This is a genomic window from Polaribacter sp. IC073 (genome assembly GCF_007997075.1).
Classification (GTDB): domain Bacteria; phylum Bacteroidota; class Bacteroidia; order Flavobacteriales; family Flavobacteriaceae; genus Polaribacter.
The window spans coordinates 51,743-72,876 of record NZ_VORS01000008.1; the positions used below are offsets into that span (position 1 = coordinate 51,743).

The 21,134-nt window shown below is 32.8% G+C and carries 18 protein-coding genes; all 18 read left to right on the forward strand.

Features of this window, described 5'->3' with window-relative positions; translation table 11 throughout:
* Positions 1–4 precede the first annotated feature (4 nt).
* The 18 genes from ES045_RS12395 (at position 5) to ES045_RS12480 (ending at position 21,116) form a co-directional block, all read left to right on the forward strand.
* Positions 5–1,144, forward strand: coding sequence for a T9SS type A sorting domain-containing protein (locus tag ES045_RS12395; RefSeq protein WP_147116608.1), 1,140 nt, complete (start codon positions 5–7; stop codon positions 1,142–1,144).
* A 52-nt stretch (positions 1,145–1,196) separates the two neighbouring features.
* Complete coding sequence (locus tag ES045_RS12400) at positions 1,197–1,685, forward strand: DUF4440 domain-containing protein (protein WP_147116609.1); 489 nt, start codon at positions 1,197–1,199, stop codon at positions 1,683–1,685.
* 11 nt (positions 1,686–1,696) lie between these two features.
* Positions 1,697–3,115 (forward strand): alpha-L-fucosidase, encoded by a 1,419-nt coding sequence (locus ES045_RS12405; RefSeq protein WP_147116610.1) that lies wholly within the window; start codon positions 1,697–1,699, stop codon positions 3,113–3,115.
* A 60-nt stretch (positions 3,116–3,175) separates the two neighbouring features.
* Positions 3,176–5,338: a polysaccharide lyase family 8 super-sandwich domain-containing protein gene (locus tag ES045_RS12410; protein WP_147116611.1), complete on the forward strand. Its 2,163-nt coding sequence runs from the start codon at positions 3,176–3,178 to the stop codon at positions 5,336–5,338.
* A gap of 21 nt (positions 5,339–5,359) precedes the next feature.
* Positions 5,360–6,832, forward strand: a complete 1,473-nt coding sequence (locus ES045_RS12415) for a sulfatase (protein WP_147116612.1) — start codon at positions 5,360–5,362, stop codon at positions 6,830–6,832.
* A gap of 23 nt (positions 6,833–6,855) precedes the next feature.
* Entirely contained in the window at positions 6,856–8,439 is a 1,584-nt protein-coding gene (locus tag ES045_RS12420; protein WP_147116613.1) for a sulfatase family protein, read from the forward strand.
* 201 nt (positions 8,440–8,640) lie between these two features.
* On the forward strand, positions 8,641–9,327 hold the full coding sequence (locus ES045_RS12425) for a DUF6250 domain-containing protein (RefSeq protein WP_147116614.1): 687 nt from the start codon (positions 8,641–8,643) through the stop codon (positions 9,325–9,327).
* A gap of 138 nt (positions 9,328–9,465) precedes the next feature.
* The gene (locus ES045_RS12430; RefSeq protein ID WP_147116615.1) at positions 9,466–10,335 is read left to right on the forward strand and encodes an AraC family transcriptional regulator; all 870 of its coding nucleotides are present in this window, start codon (positions 9,466–9,468) and stop codon (positions 10,333–10,335) included.
* 158 nt (positions 10,336–10,493) lie between these two features.
* A complete protein-coding gene (locus ES045_RS12435; protein ID WP_147116616.1) occupies positions 10,494–11,813 on the forward strand; it encodes an L-fuconate dehydratase in 1,320 nt (439 codons plus the stop codon).
* A gap of 1 nt (position 11,814) precedes the next feature.
* A complete protein-coding gene (locus tag ES045_RS12440; protein WP_147116617.1) occupies positions 11,815–12,594 on the forward strand; it encodes an SDR family NAD(P)-dependent oxidoreductase in 780 nt (259 codons plus the stop codon).
* Between the two features lie 14 nt (positions 12,595–12,608).
* Positions 12,609–14,840: an alpha-L-fucosidase gene (locus ES045_RS12445; protein ID WP_147116618.1), complete on the forward strand. Its 2,232-nt coding sequence runs from the start codon at positions 12,609–12,611 to the stop codon at positions 14,838–14,840.
* Between the two features lie 14 nt (positions 14,841–14,854).
* Entirely contained in the window at positions 14,855–15,709 is an 855-nt protein-coding gene (locus tag ES045_RS12450) for a fumarylacetoacetate hydrolase family protein (protein WP_147116619.1), read from the forward strand.
* A gap of 5 nt (positions 15,710–15,714) precedes the next feature.
* Positions 15,715–16,557 (forward strand): amidohydrolase family protein, encoded by an 843-nt coding sequence (locus ES045_RS12455; RefSeq protein WP_147116620.1) that lies wholly within the window; start codon positions 15,715–15,717, stop codon positions 16,555–16,557.
* Entirely contained in the window at positions 16,550–17,449 is a 900-nt protein-coding gene (locus ES045_RS12460) for an alkaline phosphatase (RefSeq protein ID WP_147116621.1), read from the forward strand. The genes ES045_RS12455 and ES045_RS12460 overlap by 8 nt, the downstream gene beginning before the upstream one ends.
* 44 nt (positions 17,450–17,493) lie before the next feature.
* Positions 17,494–18,276, forward strand: coding sequence for an SDR family oxidoreductase (locus ES045_RS12465; RefSeq protein WP_147116622.1), 783 nt, complete (start codon positions 17,494–17,496; stop codon positions 18,274–18,276).
* 25 nt (positions 18,277–18,301) lie between these two features.
* Positions 18,302–19,630 (forward strand): L-fucose:H+ symporter permease, encoded by a 1,329-nt coding sequence (gene fucP / locus ES045_RS12470; RefSeq protein WP_147116623.1) that lies wholly within the window; start codon positions 18,302–18,304, stop codon positions 19,628–19,630.
* Positions 19,617–19,964, forward strand: coding sequence for an L-rhamnose mutarotase (locus ES045_RS12475; protein WP_147116624.1), 348 nt, complete (start codon positions 19,617–19,619; stop codon positions 19,962–19,964). The genes fucP and ES045_RS12475 overlap by 14 nt, the downstream gene beginning before the upstream one ends.
* Positions 19,965–19,967: 3 nt before the next feature.
* Positions 19,968–21,116, forward strand: coding sequence for an alpha-hydroxy acid oxidase (locus tag ES045_RS12480; protein ID WP_147116625.1), 1,149 nt, complete (start codon positions 19,968–19,970; stop codon positions 21,114–21,116).
* Positions 21,117–21,134: the final 18 nt, after the last annotated feature.

The following is a 21,134-nucleotide window of genomic DNA, read 5'->3' on the forward strand; positions in this document are numbered from 1 at the left end:
TATCATGAAAAATAAATTACAGATTTCCATTATAACTAGTTTCTTGTTTTGTTCAGTAATAATGGCACAAACTACCTTATACATTCCAGGAACAGGTACATCAGTTAAAAAATTAGATTTTGAAAGTACTATTCAACTTACTGAAAAGTTTAATTATGGCAATGGTTGGGCAGGAACAGGGTTTAGTTTAACAGGAACTCAAAGAGGAGCACCAGAAGACGTGTCTGTTATTGCAAACCCACAATCAGTAACTTCTTCAGGAAGTCAAGTAATGGCTTTTCGTTCTTTTGATAGGGATGCAGCTTGGTATAATAATAATCCATCTGCTGTTGGTACAAATGTTTATGGTGCAGCAGATACAGAAGATCAAGATGATTTTTTTATGACGGGTGCAGGTTGGACTCCAGCAGAAACTCCATCTGTTATGATGCACACATTTGTGCCAGATTATTTAGATAATAATAGCGTTGTTACCTCATTAAGAATGCCAATAAAATTTAATGCATTAGGTGATTCTTATAGTTCTTGGCCAGGAATTTGGTGTCATGGATCTTTTTTCGTTTTAAGGGGTCCAGGCAGAAGAGATATTTTACAAGATACAAATGCGCCTAATGGAGGTAAAAATACTTGGTGGACGTTTGGTGTTTCTATTGCCCCAGACGGAGATATTCAATATTATGCAACACCTAGTTATGTAACTCAATTAACCAAAGAACATTTAATAGGTATTAATAGTGTTATGAGTGCAGAAATAATTGCAGATGGTGGCGATGCAAATGATTATGCATATTATCCAGTTGCTAAGAGTAGTGATGCTATAATTATGTCTTCTAATGTTAATACGACATCAGAAAAAACATTATTCGATAATATAATGTACACAAAAGGAACATCACAGGTTTTAAGCGTTGCAAAAAATGAACTTTTGTCTGTTTCAATATATCCTAATCCAACGGCAGATTTTCTTTTTATTAACGGATTAAAAGAAGATACTTCGTATAAGATATCTGATAATTTAGGAAGAATTATTAAGACTGCTAAAATAGCAACAGCATCCAATAAAATAGAGGTAGCTTCTCTACCAAAAGGAATTTATTTCTTGATTTTAGAAGGATACAAAGCAAATACCTTCGTTAAAAATTAGTGTGTTTTATTTGGCTTAATCTATTTTTAAGAAGCTTTAAAATTATGTATAAATGAAAAAAATAATTGTTTTATTAGTAATCTTACTCACGTATTCTTGTGAAAATAATGTAAAGTCTAATACAAAGAATACAATTGAAATTACTGATTTACAAAAACAACAAGATGTTGATGCTGTAAAAGAGCTCATTTCAAAATCATTTCAAGATGTTTTTTCAGACTTAGATTCAACGAAAGTTTTAAATCATTATACAAAAGATTTTATTCTTTTAGAAAACGGAGTGGTTTGGAACAATGATTCGATAACAACCTACATACGAGAAAGGCAAATAGGTAAAAATGAAGTTCAAAGACGAAATAAATTTGAATTCTTAAAAACAGTTCATAATAAAAAGACAATATGGATTGCCTATAATAATTATGCTGTTTGGGTGCGAGAAAAGGATACTCTTGGTAAGGCACATTGGCTAGAAAGTGCCATTGCCATTAAAGAAAATAATATTTGGAAACTTGAACAGTTGCATTCTACTGTTGTTAGATAATAATAAAAAATATGAAGACGCTCTTTTTAAAAACACTATTTATTGTAAGTTTTTTATTCCTGCTATTAGGATGCAATACCAAAAATAAAACACAAGAAAATCAAGATAAAATGACTTGGTGGAAAGATGCAAAATTCGGAATGTTTATGCATTGGGGTCTGTATTCTAAAACTGCTGGTTTTTGGGACGGGCGCAAAGCAAAAGGAAAAGAACATTTTATGTTGCACGAACGTATTCCGTGGAAAGAATACGCAAAAATAGCGGATGATTTTAACCCAATAGATTTCGATGCAGAAAAATGGGTGCTTACTGCAAAAGAAGCAGGTATGCAATACATTGTAATTACTTCTAAACATCATGATGGTTTTGCGATGTTTAATTCTCCTTCTAGTGACTATGACATTGTTGACAGAACGCCTTATGCAAAAGACCCAATGAAAGCACTTGTAGATGCTTGTAGAAAATACGATATGAAATTTGGTTTCTATTATTCTTTAGGACGTGATTGGCAAGATCCAGATGCACCAACTAATTGGCCTGTTAAAGCGGGAAGAAGCAACACTTGGGATTACCCAGATGAAGATGCCAAAGTTTTTAATACATACTTTGAAAGAAAAGTAAAACCTCAAGTTAAAGAATTGCTTACACAATATGGCGAAATAGATATTATGTGGTTTGATACACCAGGAATGATAAGTATAGAAGAAAGCAAAGAATTACGAAAATTTATTTTAGATATTCAACCCAACTGTATTATTAATAGCAGAATTGGAAATGATGAAGGAGATTATTTAGTAACTGAACAAAAAATTGTCAAAGAAAAATTAAACAAACCTTGGGAAGCTTGTATAACCATGAGTAGAAATTGGGGGTTTGTAGAATATGATACTGTGTACAAGTCATCTGAATTAATGACCAGACAGCTTTTAGAAATTGTAAGCAAAGGAGGTAATTTACTTTTAAATAATGGGCCAACTCCAGAAGGTGAAATAACGCAACTTGCCCAAGAAAGATTGGCAGAAATGGGCCGTTGGATGCAACAAAATTCTGAAGGTATTTATGGTTCTTCTCCATGGAAAAAAACGAACGAATTATTAGCGGATGTTTCAATTGTTTCTGATGACGAAAAATCCGACTCAGAAAATACCATGAAAGATGCAGAAAATGATGCAACCTCAAAATTGATTTTTCCAGAAGTAAGATTTACACAAAAAGAAAATTATTTGTACGCCTATGTTTGTAGCACAACTGAAAAAAATGTGCTTATTAAATCGCTTGCTTTTGATAGTAAATTAAAGATTAATACTATAAAAATATTAGGAAGTAATCAAAAGGTAAAATGGAAGCAAACCAATGAAGGTTTACAAATTGAAATGCCATTATATGCTGAGAATGAAATTCCAATAACAGGTTTTAAAATTGAATTTTAAATTTCATAAAAAGAAGACTTAGATTATTTGTTTAATAAACTATCGCTAAAATCATTGCCTATGAATGTAGTTGTAAATAAAAAATGGTTTTCGGTGTTCTTTTTTATAGTTTTATTTTTTGGTAACGCTTTTTCACAGCAATCAGAAACACACCAGCTTAGTAAAAATGTGGCCGCTTATTTTTTGGCAGAAAACCCATCAACGCTCAAGCAAAAATTGAAAGATGTTACTTGGGACAAGAATAATGGCGATGAAATTTATGTAGAATTATATCAAAGAAAAAAACCAAGCACTACTTCATTAGAGAAAATTTTAAAAGATTTTAAGGTTGATGGTACTTGGACAGATATTGATTATACCGATATAAAAGCATCTGGTTGGCAACTTAAAAATCATGTAGATAGAATACTCCTAGTTACTAAAGAATATTTACGTGAAAACTCTAAATATTACAAAGACCAACGTTTAAAAAAGCTAATTCATCAAGGTTTAGGATATTGGTTTAAGAATATGCCTCAAAATGATAATTGGTGGTACAATGAAATCGGAATTCCGAAATCTTTTGGACCAATTCTAATTATGATGAGAAATGAACTCAGCAAACAAGAATACAATGATGGTCTAAAAGTAATGCGTCAAGCAAATTTTGGAAGAACAGGACAAAACAAGGTTTGGCAAGCTTGTAATGTGTTCTATAAAGCCTTGTTAACCGATAATGAAAAATTAGCGCAACAAGCAAGAGATACCATTGTTTCAGAAATAAAAATTTCTAAATCAGAAGGAATAAAAACAGATTTTAGCTTTCATCAACATGGGCCACAACAACAATTTGGAAATTATGGATTGGCTTTTTTTACAACACAAACTTCTTATGCTGCTATTTTTGCAAATACCAGTTTTCAATTAGATACAGATAAAATAGCCATTTTAAGAAATCTTTTTAACCAAGGTTTTAATCAACTTACTTGGCAAGGTTACTTTGATATCAATTCTTTAGGAAGACAATTTTTTAAACATTCGCAAGAACTAAAAGCGTTGGCAATTGGGTTTGCAGCTGTAGATTTAATAAAGGTAGATGCAAATAATAAAAACAGCTATCAGCAATTTATCAATCGTAATTTTTCTGAGATCAGCGAATCAAACTTAACAGGAATTACAAACTATTTTACTTCAGACATGATGGTGTATCGTTCTAAAGATTGGTACAGCAGTATAAAAATGTCATCCAAAAGAGTTATTGGTGCAGAAGCAGGAAATAACGAGAATTTAAAAGGATATTATTTAGCCGATGGTGCTTGTTATATTTCGGTTACTGGAAAAGAATATGATGATATTTTCCCTTTGTGGAATTGGAGAAACTTACCAGGAGTAACTTCTTTTGAAAGTGATACACCTTTAAAAGTATTGCCTTGGTCGGGTTATAGAAATAATGCTGATTTTACAGGCGGAATCTCAAATGGCTTGAATGGTATTATGGCATTTGAACTGAACAGAGATTCGCTAACTGCAAAAAAATCATATTTCTTTTTAAACAATCAATTAATTTGTTTGGGAGCAGGAATTACAACTTTAAATACAGATGCAGTAACTACTACTTTAAATCAAACTTGGCTAAAAGGTGCTGTAAATTATTTTACTGATACTGTAAAAACGCTAAAACCAGCATCTGAAATCACCAATCAAAAGGTAAATTGGGTGTATCATAATAATAGTACTTATATTCCATTAGAAAATACAACACTAAATATATCAAACAAAACACATACTGGAAGTTGGCATGAAATCATTGCAAAATATCCAAATGATATAATTTCAGGGAAAATATTTACCATAAAAGTTACACCAGAAATAAAGCCACAAAATTCGAAATATGCGTATGCAATTTTTCCAAATTTTAAACCTCATAATAAAAAAGTAAAGCTAAATTTTGAAATTATTCAGAATAACAACAAAGCACAAATTATAAAAAGTAAAGACAATAACGTGTTCTTAATGACGATTTATAAACCTTTAAAACAGCACATAAAAGGTTTGGGAAATTTAGAATTTAAACAGCCAGGATTGTATCAAATTGAAAAAATTGAGAAGCAATGGAAAATTACCTTGGCAGATTCAACTCAAAAATTAAACTCTATGGATATTATTTTTAATGATAAAAACTATCATTTTAAAATGCCAAAAGATGTTTATAAAGGAAAATCGATTCATAGAATATTAGATTAATAAAAAAATAGCTTTGGTAAAATGATAAAACAATTTAAGACATACAATAGAAAGCTACTTATACTTTTTTCTATGATTTCTATTTTCATATATTCTTGTCAACAAAATGAGAAAATAAAATCTGTTCCAAAAATTGCCTCGTCAAAAGTAAACAAACCTAACATCGTCTTAATTTTAACAGACCAACACCAAGCAAAAGCATTAAGTATTGCTGGTAATTTTGATGTAAAAACACCTAATTTAGACAAGCTAGCAAAAACAGGAACTCGTTTTACAAATGCCTATGTTACCTTTCCACTTTGTAGCCCTTCACGTTCTAGTATTTTTACAGGAAAATTACCACACGAAATTGGTGTGAATTCTAATGAAGATAAAACAATCAATACAGCGCTTAAAAATAAAAATTTAGCACATACCTTAACAAAAGCAGGATATCATGCAGCTTATGGTGGAAAATGGCATGCGCCAGAGGTGGAGCTACCAAGCAATAGTGGTTTTGAGAAAATAGCGGAGTTTGATGATATTCCTTTGGCAGAAAAATCTATTGAGTATTTAAAATCGAGAAAAGACAATCCACAACCTTTCTTTTTGGTAGCTTCTTTCGATAATCCTCATAGCATTTGCGAGTGGGCAAGAAATCAACCATTACCGTATGGTAATATTCCAAAAGTTTCTTTGGATAAAACGCCTGAATTACCCATAAATTTTGAAAAGTCAAACACGTTTCCAGAAGCTTTAGAAATAGAACAAACAGCAAATAAAAAAGTATATCCTACTCAAAATTTCACCAAAGAAGATTGGCGAAAATACAGGTATACCTATTATCAATTAGTTGAAAAAGTAGATGCAGAGATTGGTAAAATAATTGATGCGATAGAAGCTTTAGGCTTGAGAGAGAGTACCATCATTATTTTTACAAGCGATCATGGAGATGGAAATGCTTCTCATGGCTGGAATCAGAAAACGGCGTTGTTTCAAGAAAGTATCAATGTGCCTTTTATTATCAGTTATAAAGACGAAAACTCATCCGAAGGAAAAATAAATACGTCTCTAATTTCAAGCGGATTAGACTTATTTCCAACTATTTTAGATTTTGCAGAAATTGAAATTCCGAAAGAACTATTAGGGAAATCCATCAAACCAACCATCAACAATCCACAACATAATTTTGAAAGAGATTTTGTGGTTACCGAAACAAAATTTGCAGGAAAACAAGCCTACGGAACTACAGGAAGAGCGTTAATCGGTAAGGAATACAAGTATGTTTTATACAGTTGGGGTAAAAACAGAGAACAATTTTTCGATTTACAAAAAGACCCATTAGAAATGATTAATTTAGTTGCATCCCAAAAATACCTACCTGAACTAGATCAATATCGAAAAAAATTAATAGATTGGTGCATTAAAACAAACGATACTAAATTTTTAAGAAAGATTATTTTACCAAGTAACAGCAAAATGTCGTCAAGTAAATTGTTTGACAAACCCTATTAAAATTACTATTAATCAGATAAATTATGACTTTAAAAAACAGCACTTTCTTAGTGTACATCTTAACTACTTTTGCAATAATTAGTTGTAAAAACAAGACATCAGAAGAAAACACAGCTACAAAAAAAAACCAAAAACCAAACATTGTTTTTATTTATACAGACGATTTGGGTTATGGAGATGTTAGTGCGTATGGCGCAACAGAAGTTAAAACGCCAGCTATTGATAAATTAGCAGAAGAAGGTATTTTATTTGATAATGCGTATGCAACGGCAGCAACTTGTACGCCCTCTAGATATTCTTTATTAACAGGAAATTATGCATGGCGAAAAAAAGGAACTGGCGTTGCCAATGGAGATGCAGGCCTATTAATTGATACAAAAAGCACCACGTTACCAGGTGTTTTACAAGCTGCAGGGTATACAACAGGAATTGTTGGGAAATGGCATTTAGGTTTAGGGGATAAAACGGGTCCAAAATGGAACGATAAAATTAGTCCTGGTCCTTTAGAAATTGGTTTCGATTATTCGTATTTAATTCCTGCAACTGGAGATAGAGTTCCGTGTGTTTTTGTAGAAAATCATCATATTGTAAATCTAGATCCTAATGATCCTGTAACTGTAAATTATCAAAATAAAATTGGCGATTGGCCAACAGGAAAGGAAAATCCTGAGTTGTTAACCATGAAACCCTCTCAAGGTCATAACAACACTATTGTAAACGGGGTGAGTAGAATTGGATATATGACTGGTGGAAAAGCAGCTTTGTGGGATGATGAAACGATACCAATGGAATTGGTTGATAAATCTAAAAAATTCATCAATTCAAATAAAGACAAACCTTTCTTTTTGTTGCTTTCTACTCATGATATTCACGTGCCAAGAATTGCGAATAAAATGTTTCAAGGGAAAAGTGGTTTAGGCCCAAGAGGAGATGTTATTTTACAATTAGATTGGACGGTAAACGAGATTGTAAAGACTTTAAAAGAACAAAATTTATTAGACAATACCATTATTGTTTTTTCTAGTGATAATGGCCCCGTTATAGATGATGGCTATCAAGATCAAGCAAAAGAATTGTTAGGAACTCATAAGCCAACAGCAGGTTTACGTGGCGGAAAGTACAGTGCATACAACGGTGGAACTAAAATACCTTTAATTATTCGTTGGCCAAACGGAAAAGGCAAAGGAACTGTTTCGAATGCGTTGGTTAGTCAGGTAGATTTTTTAAGTTCTTTTGCAGCGTTAACAGGTGTCGGAAAAGTAAAAGAAGATGTAATTGATAGTCAGAATGCTTTAGATGTTTTTTTAGGAGATAATAGAACCGGAAGAACCTCTATAGTACAAGAAAGTTTTATGGGACCCGTTTCTTATTTAGAAGGAGATTGGAAATTTATTGCCCCATTAGACGGACCAAAATTAGTGCCTTGGGGACCAATTATTGAAACTGGTTTTAAAACAGAACCACAATTATTCAATATTAAAAAGGACCCTAACGAACAAGAAAATGTAGCTTCAAACTATCCAGGAAAAGTAAAAGATTTAAGCGATAAGTTATCAAATATAAAGAAAGATGGTTTTACGAATCAGCATGAAGTAAATTTAAATTAAAAATAGTTCAAGTTAATAGCATTCAGAATATTACTTACAATCAAAATATTTTGATTGTAAGTATCTAGCGAATTCAACGAGGAGAAATCTCATCATAATAATTCTATTTGATGAGGTTTTTTTCTACCGCAGAAATGACACTTTAGATTCAATGTCAATTATTTTATAATAATGAACATTGGTCATTTAAAAATAAAATTTATGTTTAAAATAATTCGTTTATCAACTTTTGTATTGCTTCTTTTTTTCTTTGGATGCAATTCGTCGTCAGAAAAAATAAGCTATAAAGATGTTTTAAATACTTCTGAAAACTGGGTTGTAGAGCAACAACCAAAAGGAACATCTATCTTTAAAAATAATAAATTAGAAATTATTGATGCAAAGGGGTGTAGTATTTGGTTTAAAAATAAATTAGAAGGAAACATTAAAATTGAATATGATGTTACCATTATTGATGAAGGTGGAGAATATGATCGGGTTTCAGACATGAACTGTCTTTGGATGGCAAACGATCCTAAAAATTTAGATGATTTCTTTGCAAACTCAAAAAATAGAGCGGGTCATTTTCCTAATTATCATCATTTTACTGCCTACTATGTTGGTTATGGTGGGCATCATAATACAAAAACAAGATTCAGAAGATATAATGGAAATGTGAACAGACCGTTATTGGCAGAGCACGATTTGTCTGATAAAAAATTTATGATTACTGCTAATAAAAAAATGCATATCGAAATTGTGGTAAGAGATAACTTTACAAGTTATGCTAGAGATGGAGAAATTATCTATAAAGTAAATGACTCTGATGCTTATAAAACTGGCTATTTCGGATTTAGAACGGTGAACAATCACATGTTAATTGAAGACTTTAAGGTGATTCAACTCTAGTTAATGAATGGTTTTGGTTCTGAACGTAATTATATAAAGTATCGCTAAATATTTGTTATAATTTGTTTATTATTTTCTAATAATACTTTTTTTGCATCTTAGCCTTTGTATTCATAAAAAAGTGCTATTTTAATAGCGATGAAATTACACTTATTAGATCGTAGTAATACAACAGCTTCTATTTTCGTAAGAAAAAATAGCTATGCTAATTTTCTAAAAATTTGGCATTACCACCCAGAATTAGAATTGGTAACAGTTTTAAAAAGTAAGGGCACAAGATTTATTGGAGATAGTATCAAAAAGTTTCAACCCAAAGATGTTGTATTAATTGGTAAAAACTTGCCTCACATGTGGTTGAACGACCCAAAGTATTTTAATGAAAATAGCACGTTAAAAGCAGCAGCAATTTCTATTCATTTTAAGGAAGATTTTTTAGGAAATACTTTTCTACAGTTACCAGAAATAAAACCTATTGTGGCACTTTTTAAGAAAGCAGAACAAGGCATTCAGTTTAAGAATGTTCCAAAATCTTTACGTCAGGCGATTGTAACCTTAAATTCTGAAACAGATTTTAATAAAACACATCAATTTATAGGAATATTGCACCAGTTGGCTTTACACGATGATTTTAAATTATTGGCAAGTGCTGGTTATGTATCATCATTAAAACTAGAAGAATCGAAACTATCAAACAAAGTGATTGCTTATATTTTTAAGAATTTTAATAATGATATTAATCTTATAACTGTTGCAGATATTGCCAACATGAATCCATCAGCATTTAGCAGGTCTTTTAAACGCGTGCATCGAAAAACATTTTCAAAATACGTGAATGAAATTCGGGTTGGATTTGCTTGTAAATTATTGCAAGAAAACGAATTAAATGTTGCTGCAGTTGCGTATGAATCTGGTTTTAATAATCTTTCAAATTTTAACAGACAGTTTAAAATAATAAAGAAAATGTCACCTTCAGGGTATGTCAAAAAACATAGTAATTATACAAAATAAGTTATAATAATAAGTTAAGTGCAAAAATAGTATTAGTTTAGGTGGAATATTTAGTTGACTTCATAGAATTCTTCTCATAGATTTGTAAGGTTATGAAATGAGATGATAGGAAATCGTTCCTGATTTTAAATAGTCTCTAAACCAATACCAATTTACAAATGAAACAAACAATTACTATAACCGAAATTTTAACCAAAGATGTTCGTTTTCCAACGAGCGATTCTTTAGATGGTTCAGATGCTATGAACCCAGATCCAGATTATTCGGCAGCTTATGTCATTTTAAAAACGGATCATCCAGAATTTGAAGGTCACGGATTAACCTTTACTATTGGTAGAGGAAATGAACTATGTGTGGCTGCTATTGAATCACTTTCTCATTTATTAGTGGGAAAAACTTTAGAGTCTTTCACAGAAAATATGGGAGATTTTTGGAAGATGATTACAGGCGATAGTCAATTGCGATGGTTAGGACCAGAAAAAGGGGTTATTCATTTAGCAACGGGTGCGGTTGTAAATGCCGTTTGGGATTTATACGCTAAAGTTGAAGGGAAACCGCTTTGGAAGTTAATTGCAGACATGTCTCCAGAAGAATTTGTTAAATGTGTTGACTTTACCTACATCACAGACGCAATTACGCCAAATGAAGCTTTAGAGCTTTTAAAAAATAATGAAGCTACAAAACAAGAACGTATCAACACTTTATTAGAAAGTGGATATCCTGCTTATACTACATCAGCTGGTTGGTTAGGTTATGGCGATGATAAAATGCGTAGATTATGCCAAGAAGCGAAAGCGGATGGTTTTAAGCACATGAAAATAAAAGTGGGATCTGATTTAAAAGATGATATGCGTCGTGCGCAAATTATTCGTGAAGAAATTGGAGACGATTTACAGTTGATGATGGATGCCAACCAGAAATGGGATGTAGATGAAGCGATAGAAAATATGGCATCACTTAAGAAATTTAATCCGTATTGGATTGAAGAACCTACAAGTCCAGACGATATTTTAGGACACGCAAAAATTGCAAGAGCAGTAGCACCTATAAAAGTTGCTACCGGAGAACATTGCCAGAATAGAGTAATGTTTAAGCAATTAATTATGGCAGATGCTTTACAAATTTGCCAAATTGATAGTTGCAGAGTTGGTGGGGTAAATGAAATTATGGCTATTTTATTAATGGCTGCAAAATATAAAGTTCCAGTATGTCCGCATGCTGGTGGTGTTGGTTTGTGCGAATATGTGCAACATTTGTCTATGATCGATTATATCTGCGTAAGCGGAACAATGGAAGATAGAATTATTGAATATGTAGATCATTTACACGAACATTTCTTTGAACCAGTTGTCATTAAAAACGGTGCATACATGCCACCAAAACAACCAGGATATAGTATTACAATGAAACCAGCATCGTTGGAGAAATTCAGTTTTCCAAACGGAGAAGTTTGGACTAAAAAATCACAAAAAGCATAATATGATATTTAGTTTAAAAGGAAAAACAGCAATTATTACAGGTGGTGGAAGTGGTATAGGAAAAGCAATTTCTACCACATTTGCAAAACAAGGTGCACACGTTTGTATTTTAGATTTTAATGAAGATAATGGAAATGCAACTGTTTCTGAAATTGAAAACGACAACGGTTCGGCTAGTTTTTATAAATGTGATGTAGCAAATCAAGATAGAATGGAGGAGATTTTAGGTGAAATCTCTAAAAATAATTCTATAGATATTTTGATAAATAATGCAGGAATTGCACATGTAGGAAATATAGAAAACACGAACTCTGAAGATTTAGACCGTTTATACAACGTAAACATAAAAGGTGTTTATAACGGAATAAAAGCCGCAATTCCGTATTTTAAAAAGCAGAAGAGTGGTGTGATTATTAATATGGCTTCGATTGCATCTTCAGTTGGTATTAATGACAGATTTGCGTATTCAATGACAAAAGGAGCCGTTTTAACAATGACGTATTCTGTAGCAAAAGATTATGTTGCAGACGGAATTCGCTGTAATTGCATTTCGCCAGCAAGAGTTCATACACCTTTTGTAGACGGATTTATCAAAAATAATTATCCAGACAATCAAGAAGAAATGTTTGGAAAACTTTCAAAAACACAACCGATCGGGCGTATGGGAAAACCTGTAGAAATAGCAAATCTTGCATTGTATTTATGTAGTGATGAAGCCTCTTTTATCACAGGATCAAATTTTCCAATTGATGGAGGTTTTGTCACGTTGAATGGAAATTAATTAAAACACTTTTTATGAAAAATATTTTTTACGCTGTCTTTTTAATAGGATTAACAGTTTCTTGTTCCAATACAAATGGGCAATTGATGCAAACAAATTCTACGATTAAAATAGACGTGGATGATACCAAAGATTCCATTATTGTAAAAGCGGCGCATGTGGTTCCTACAAAAAATCAATATGAAGCTTTAAAAGATGAATTTATTGCATTTATCCATTTTGGTCCAAATACATTTACTAGAATGGAGTGGGGTAATGGTTTTGAAGATCCTAGTGTTTTTGATCTAAAAAACATAGATACAGACCAATGGTGTAAGGCGATGAAGGCTGCTAACATGAAAAAGGTAATCTTAACGGTAAAGCATCACGATGGTTTTGTACTTTGGCAAAGTCGCTATACAAAACAAGGTATCATGTCTACCGATTTTCAAGACGGAAAAGGTGATATTTTAAAAGATTTAGCTGCTTCTTGTCAAAAATATGGCTTAAAGTTAGGCGTATATTTATCACCAGCAGATTTATTTCAAATTGAAAATAAAGAAGGTTTGTATGGTAATTTAAGTAGTTATTCAGACCGCGTTATTCCGAGACCAATTGAAGGAAGACCTTTTGAAAATAAAACAACATTTACTTTTAATGTTGATGATTATAATGAATATTTTTTAAATCAGTTATTCGAATTATTAACAGAGTACGGGCCAATTCACGAAGTTTGGTTTGATGGTGCGCACCCAAAACGTAAAGGCGGACAAAAATATAATTATTTAGCATGGAAAGAGTTAATATCTGCGCTTGCACCAGAAGCTGTTGTTTTTGGAAAGCAAGATATTAGATGGGGTGGTAATGAAGCTGGTGCAACAAGAGCTACAGAATGGAATGTGATTCCGTATAAAAATAATCCACTTGAAATGAACAGTTTTGCCGATATTACAGGTGAAGATATTGGTAGCAGAGAGAAACTATACAAGGCAGATTATTTACATTATCAGCAAGCAGAAATTAATACCTCTATTCGAGAAGGATGGTTTTATAGAGACGATACTTCGCAAAAAGTACGAAGTGTTGATGATGTTTTTGATATGTACGAACGTTCGGTAGGAGGGAATACGACGTTTTTGCTAAATATTCCACCAAATAGAGAAGGTTTGTTTTCACCAGAAGATGTGCGTGTTTTAGAGGAAGTAGGACAACGAATTAATGAAACTTATACCACCAATTTATTTGCGAATGCATCTGGAGCTAAAAATGTATTAGATGCTGATGTTGCTACTTTTCAATTATTGAATGCTGACGTAAAAGAATTGGTTATTGAAACTGAAAAACCTGTAACAATTAATAGATTAATCCTTCAAGAAGCCATTGCAACACATAGTGAACGTGTTGAAAAACATGCGGTAGATGCCTGGATAAATAATACTTGGAAAGAAATAGCGTCTGCAACAAATATTGGTTATAAACGTATTTTACGTTTTCCAGAAACGACGTCAAATAAATTTAGAATCCGTGTTTTAGAATCTCGACTTATGCCTGCAATAGCAAACATTACAGCGCATTTTTATAAAACGAGACCTCCACAGTTAAGTATTATAAGAAATATTGATGGGTACGTAACGATTCAACCAAAGAAACACGATTTTGGATGGAAACCTCATGGAGAAGATAGTGCAGGTAATATCAATTCTGGTGTAGAAATTCGCTACACAACAGACGGTAGTACCCCAACAAAAGACTCGAAACTATTTGAGGAATCTTTTAAAATAGAATCTGGTGAAATTAAAGCGAAAGCTTTTTCTAAAAATAGTATCGGAAGTGAAGTGTCAAGAAAAGTAGGGATTCTAAAAAAAGATTGGAAAATTACACAACAAGATAGTTGGACGCTTACTAATAAAAGTGATTTAGCTATTGACGAAAATCCAGATACATATTGGCTATCTAATGACAAAAGGAATTTACATTATTTAGAAGTAGATTTAGGAAAATTATATACGTTAAAAGCTTTTGCTTACACGCCGCAAAAAGAAAATGGAAACGGTATGATAGAAGAAGGTGTTTTAAAAGGAAGTAAGGATGGTAGAAACTGGTCAACTATTAGTAACTTCAAATTTGGAAACTTAATAAACGATCCAGTAACTAGAAACCACCAATTTGAGAAAGCAATTACTACAAGGTATATTCGTTTAGAGGCGAAAGTAATTGCAGGTGGAAACAAAGCAGCAGCGATTGCTGAATTAGATTTTTTTGAATAATTAAATAATATAAAATGAAACTTATAAGATTCGGAACAGAAGGCCAAGAAAAACCAGGACTTCAATTAGAAAATAAACGTATAGATGTTAGTGTTTTTGGTGAAGACTATAATGAAAAATTCTTCGAAACGAATGGATTGAACCGTTTAAAAGATTGGTTGAAATCTAATGAAGCAAAGTGCCCAACGGTTGCTAATTCGGTGCGCTTAGGTTCGCCAATTGGTAGGCCATCAAAATTGGTTTGCGTTGGTTTAAACTACGCAAAACATGCTGCTGAAGCAGGAATGAAAGTACCAACAGAACCTGTGTTATTCTTTAAATCTACGACTGCTATTGTAGGACCTAATGATGATGTTATTATTCCGAAGAATAGTGAGAAAACCGATTGGGAAGTAGAGTTGGCAATTGTTATTGGTAAAAAAGCTTCGTATATTACATTAGAAGAAGCAGATGATTATATTGCAGGTTATGTTTTACATAACGATGTTTCTGAACGCGCTTTTCAAATTGAAAAAGAAGGACAATGGTGTAAAGGAAAAGGGTGTGATACATTCGCTCCTTTAGGACCTTTTTTAGCAACAAAAGAAGAAATTAAAGATCCAAATAACCTAGAACTTTGGCTAGAAGTTAATGGCGAAAAATTACAAGATTCTTCAACATCAGATTTTATCTTCAACGTACAAGAATGTGTGTCTTATATCAGTCAGTTTATGACGTTATTACCTGGAGACGTTATTTCTACAGGAACACCATTTGGTGTAGGTTTAGGGTTTAAACCAGCAAGATATTTAAAGCCAGGAGATACCATGCGTTTAGGTATTGAAGGTTTAGGTGTTTCAGAACAAAAAGCGGTAGCATATTCAAAGTAATTTAGATGAAAATAGACGCACATCAACATTTTTGGCAATTTAATCCGCAAAGAGATGCGTGGATTAATGAGGAAATGGCTGTGCTAAAAAGAGATTTTTTACCTGAAGATTTACAGCCAATTTTAAAAACCAACAATATTGATGGTTGCATCGCTGTTCAAGCAGATCAATCAGAAAAAGAAACGGAATTTTTATTGGGTTTAGCAAAAGACAACAGCTTTATAAAAGGTGTTGTCGGTTGGTTAGATTTGTGCAGTGATACTATTGATGAGCGTTTAGCTTATTATTCAAAATATGAAAAATTAAAAGGATTGCGGCATATTGTACAAGCAGAACCAGCTGGTTTTATGCTTCGTAAAGATTTTCAACGAGGAATTAAAGCATTAGAAAAATACAATTTAACGTATGATATTTTGGTGCACTATAATCAGCTAGAAGAGGTGGTTGAGTTCGTTCGGGAATTTCCAAATCAGAAATTTGTGTTAGACCATATTGGAAAGCCCTCAATAAAAGTAGGTGAAATTGATACTTGGAAAATACAAATTGAAGCTTTAGCAACATTTCCGAATGTGTATTGTAAAGCATCAGGGTTAGTGACAGAAACATCCTTTAATAATTGGAGTTATACTGATTTCGTTCCCTATTTAGAGGTGGTTTTTAATTCCTTTGGAGTGGATAGAGTTCTATTCGGATCCGATTGGCCTGTGTGTTTATTATCTGGGAATTATGAGAAAGTATTAGCCATTATTGAGCGTTATATTTTAAAATTTTCAGTAACTGAAAAAGAACTAATCATGGGCAAGAATGCAGTCGCATTTTATAATCTTAAATACTATAAAAATGAATAAATATCTAATTTTAATACTCGTTGTTTTTGTATTTAATTCTTGTGGTTCATCAAAGGTAGAAACTAAACAAAAACAACCTTTAGCAAAGCACGTAATTCTTATTGGTTCAGATGGTTTTGGAGCTTATGCATTTGAAAAAGCAAAAATTCCTACCATAAGAAAAATGATGAATGCTGGCGCATATTCGTTAAAAGCGAGGTCGGTTTTACCATCATCAAGTGCAGTAAATTGGGCTTCAATTCTTATGGGCTCAGGTTCAGAATTACACGGTTATACAGAATGGGGAAGTAAAGTTCCAGAATTACCTTCTCGAGTGCTTGGGGAAGAAGGAATATATCCAACTATTTTTAGTTTAATTAACAATCAAATGCCAAATGCTAAAATGGGGGTTTCTTATACTTGGGGCGGCATTGGTTCTCTTTTTGAAAAGAAATTAGTAGATTTAGATTTTAATGGTAAAGAAGATCCAGAAACAATAGAAAAAGCATTGAATTTTATTGTAGATGAAAAACCGGTATTTACATTTATTCACTTAACGCATCCAGATAATGAAGGTCATGAAGTTGGACACGATACTCCAGCATATTATGCAGCTGTTGAAAAGGTTGATGACTTGGTGGCTAATTTATTAAAAAAATTAGAAAAAGAAAAAATGATGGATGATACAATTATTATTTTCACTTCTGATCATGGTGGAATAGGTAAAGGCCATGGTGGAAAAACACTTTTAGAAGTTGAAATTCCTTGGATAATTTATGGAAAAGGTGTTAAAACGCAAGGAGCATTAAATACAAGTATTGTAACCTATGATACTGGGGCAACAATAGCGCACATTTTAGGACTAAACATTCCACAATTTTGGACTGGAAGACCTGTTTTAGATGCGTTTTAGAAGTAATTAAACCTACTAAATTTAATTAAATAAAGATTAAAATTATGGATTTAAAATTAAAAGATAAAGTAATTATAGTAACTGGTGGCTCAAAAGGCATTGGTTTAGGTATTGTTGAGTCTTTGATTAAAGAAGGTGCAAAACCAGTAATAATTACTAGAAATAAAGCAAGCGTTACAGATGTTGTTGCCAATTATAAAGAGCAAAATATTGAACTTTTTTATGCCATTGCAGAATTAACAGATCCAGCGCAATGTAAAGCTGCTGTGGCAAGTGTTGTTTCAAAATATGGAAAAATAGATGGTTTGGTTAATAATGCAGGTGTAAATGATAGTGTTGGTTTAGAGTCCGGTAATTATGAAGACTTCATGTTGTCTATAAAACGTAATTTGGCACACTATTATTTGATGGCGCATCATGCTTTGCCAGCACTTAAAAAGAGTAAAGGCGCTATTGTAAATATAGGTTCAAAAACCTCAGTTACGGGGCAAGGTGGAACTTCTGGATACGCTGCATCAAATGGTGGACGAAATGCATTAACAAGAGAATGGGCAGTAGAATTATTACCTTATAGTATTCGTGTGAATGCTTTAATAGTTGCAGAATGTTATACTCCATTATATGAAAAGTGGATTAGCACTTTTCCTGATAAAGAAGAAAAATTAGCAGCAATAACAAAAAATATTCCTTTTGAAAAAAGAATGACTACGGCTGAAGAAATTGCAGATACTGTGGCTTTCCTGCTTTCAGAAAAATCTGGTCATACTACTGGTCAGTTGCTTTTTGTTGATGGTGGTTATACACATTTAGATAGAGCCATAGAATAACAAAAATCAATTAAACCAACCAAGTATGAGCAATACACAAAAAACACCCATAGTTTCTAAAAGTATATTAGTCCCTTTTATTTTAATCACTTCGTTATTTGCACTTTGGGGAATTGCCAACGATTTAACAAACCCAATGGTTTCAGCATTTAAAAAAGTAATGCCAGAACTTTCGAATACAGAAGCCTCTTTGGTACAATTTGCCTTTTATTTTGGGTACTTTTTTATGGCATTGCCAGCGGCATTATTTATTAGAAAATACAGTTATAAATCTGGAATTATTGTTGGACTATCATTGTACGCAATAGGTGCGTTTTTGTTTTTTCCAGCGGCACAATTTGAAACCTTTACATTTTTCTTGATTTCACTTTGGATAATGACTTGCGGATTGGCATTTTTAGAAACCACCTCAAATCCGTTAATTTTAGCTTTAGGAGCTAAAGAAACAGCAACACAACGTTTAAATTTAGCACAAGCATTTAATCCTTTAGGGTCACTTACAGGAATGGTTGTTGCACAGGTTTTTATTATTGATGCATTGCGTTCAGATGATTATTCTGCAGAAGCTTATCAAGCATTATCCTCTCAAGAATTAGCGGTTATTCGTGAAAATGATTTAGGGATTATTAGTGTTCCATATATTGCCCTAGGTGTTTTGGTCTTGATAATTATGGCTGCCATAATTATGGTGAAATTTCCGAAGGTAGAAGGGCAAACTAAAATTGCATTGTCTGCTACTTTCAAAAAATTAGCGAAAAATAAAACATATTTAATGGGCGTTGTGGCTCAAATATTTTACGTGGGTGCACAAATTATGTGTTGGACATTCATTTTTCAATATGTAGATAATTTGAACGCAGCATTACCCGTAGCAGAACACCTTACAGCAACTTGGTTTAATGTAGCAGCAATGTTGTTATTTCTTTCAGGGAGATGGCTAGGAACTTTGTTGATGAAGCGTATCAATCCATCAAAGCTTTTATTAATTTTTGGTATTGGCGGGGTAATTACAACAGCAATTACCGTTTTTATTGGCGGTCATATCGGTTTGTATAGTTTAGTTGGAACCTCTGTTTTTATGAGTATTATGTTTCCTACCATTTATGGAATTGCGTTAAATAATATGGGAGACGAAGCCAAAATTGGTTCTGCCGGATTGGTAATGGCAATTGTTGGTGGTGCATTTTTACCCGTAATACAAGGTCGTATTTTAGATATAGGAGGTTCTGGTTTTAATGATGCAAAAATATTAGGGTACATTCCAGAAATCAATTTTTCTTTTATACTGCCATTAATATGTTTGGCAGTTGTAGCAATTTTCGGATTTAAAACCATGAAGCATGAAAACGCATAGACACTGTTTTGCACTTGATTTAATAAATGATGGTGAATTAATTTCAGGGTATAAAAAACACCATGAAAACGTTTGGCCAGAAATTTTAAAGAGTATTAAGGACAGCGGTATAGTTGCTTTGGAAATTTACTTAGTTGGAAATCGTCTGTTTATGATTATGGATGTTTCTGAGGAGTTTTCTTCGGAAGCAAAAGCGGAATCAGATGCTACTAATCCGAAAGTTCAAGAATGGGAAACCTTAATGTGGAAGTATCAACAAGCGCTTCCTACAGCCAAAAAAGGCGAAAAGTGGTTGTTGATGGAAAATATTTTTCAATTAAAAGCATCGTATTAAATTATGGAATTAACAATAAACCCGAAATATCCTTCAGTAACCGATCTAAGAAAAAGAGCAATGGTAAAAATGCCAAAGTTTGCTTTTGAGTATTTAGACGGTGGCTGTAATGAAGATATAAATCTAGATAAAAACAGAACAGACCTTCAAAAAATAGAGTTAAGACCTCAATATTTGTCGAAGTTTGATACATCTGATTTGAAAACAGAATTATTTGGTAAAACCTACGACGCACCTTTTGGTATTGCGCCCGTTGGTTTGCAAGGATTAATGTGGCCAAATGCACCAGAAATACTAGCGAAAGCAGCATTTGATCATAATGTTCCTTTTGTGCTAAGTACCGTTACAACCTCTAGTATAGAGCGTATTGCAGAAATAACAGAAGGAAAATCTTGGTTTCAACTGTACCATCCAACGGATGAACAAGTGAAAAGAGATTTACTAGATCGAGCAGCATATGCGGGTACAGATGTACTAGTAATTTTAGCAGATGTGCCTACTTTTGGTTACAGACCGCGTGATGTTAGAAATGGTTTGGCAATGCCACCAACGATGAGTGTAAAAAATATTTTAGAGGTTTTTACAAAACCAGATTGGGCAATTCAAACTTTAATTCACGGGCAACCTGCGTTTAAAACCATGGAAAAGTACATGCCAAAAGGTTTAAACTTAAAAAAGCTAGGCGAATTTATGGATGAGACTTTTTCTGGTCGATTAAATACAGATAGAATAGCAGCTTTAAGAGATCAATGGAAAGGAAAATTAGTCATAAAGGGTGTTGTAAGTGAAGAAGATACGCAAAAGGCAATTGATTTAGGTGTGGATGGTTTAATTGTTTCAAACCACGGTGGACGACAATTAGATGCGGGTCAATCTACAATTGTACCAATGACAGAGTTGGCTAAAAAATACAAGCATCAAATAAAAATTATGGTTGATTCTGGTTTGCGTGGTGGACCAGATATTGCAAGAGCCATGGCAAGTGGTGCAGAATTTACGTTTATGGGTAGAAGTTTTATGTATGGTGTTGGCGCTTTAGGAAAACAAGGTGGCGATCATACTATCTCTTTAATGAAACGTGAATTTCAGCAAGTAATGGAACAAGTTTGTTGTGAAAAGGTAGAGGATTTACATAAATTTATAGTGAAGTAAATAGGTTCTCTAGAATTT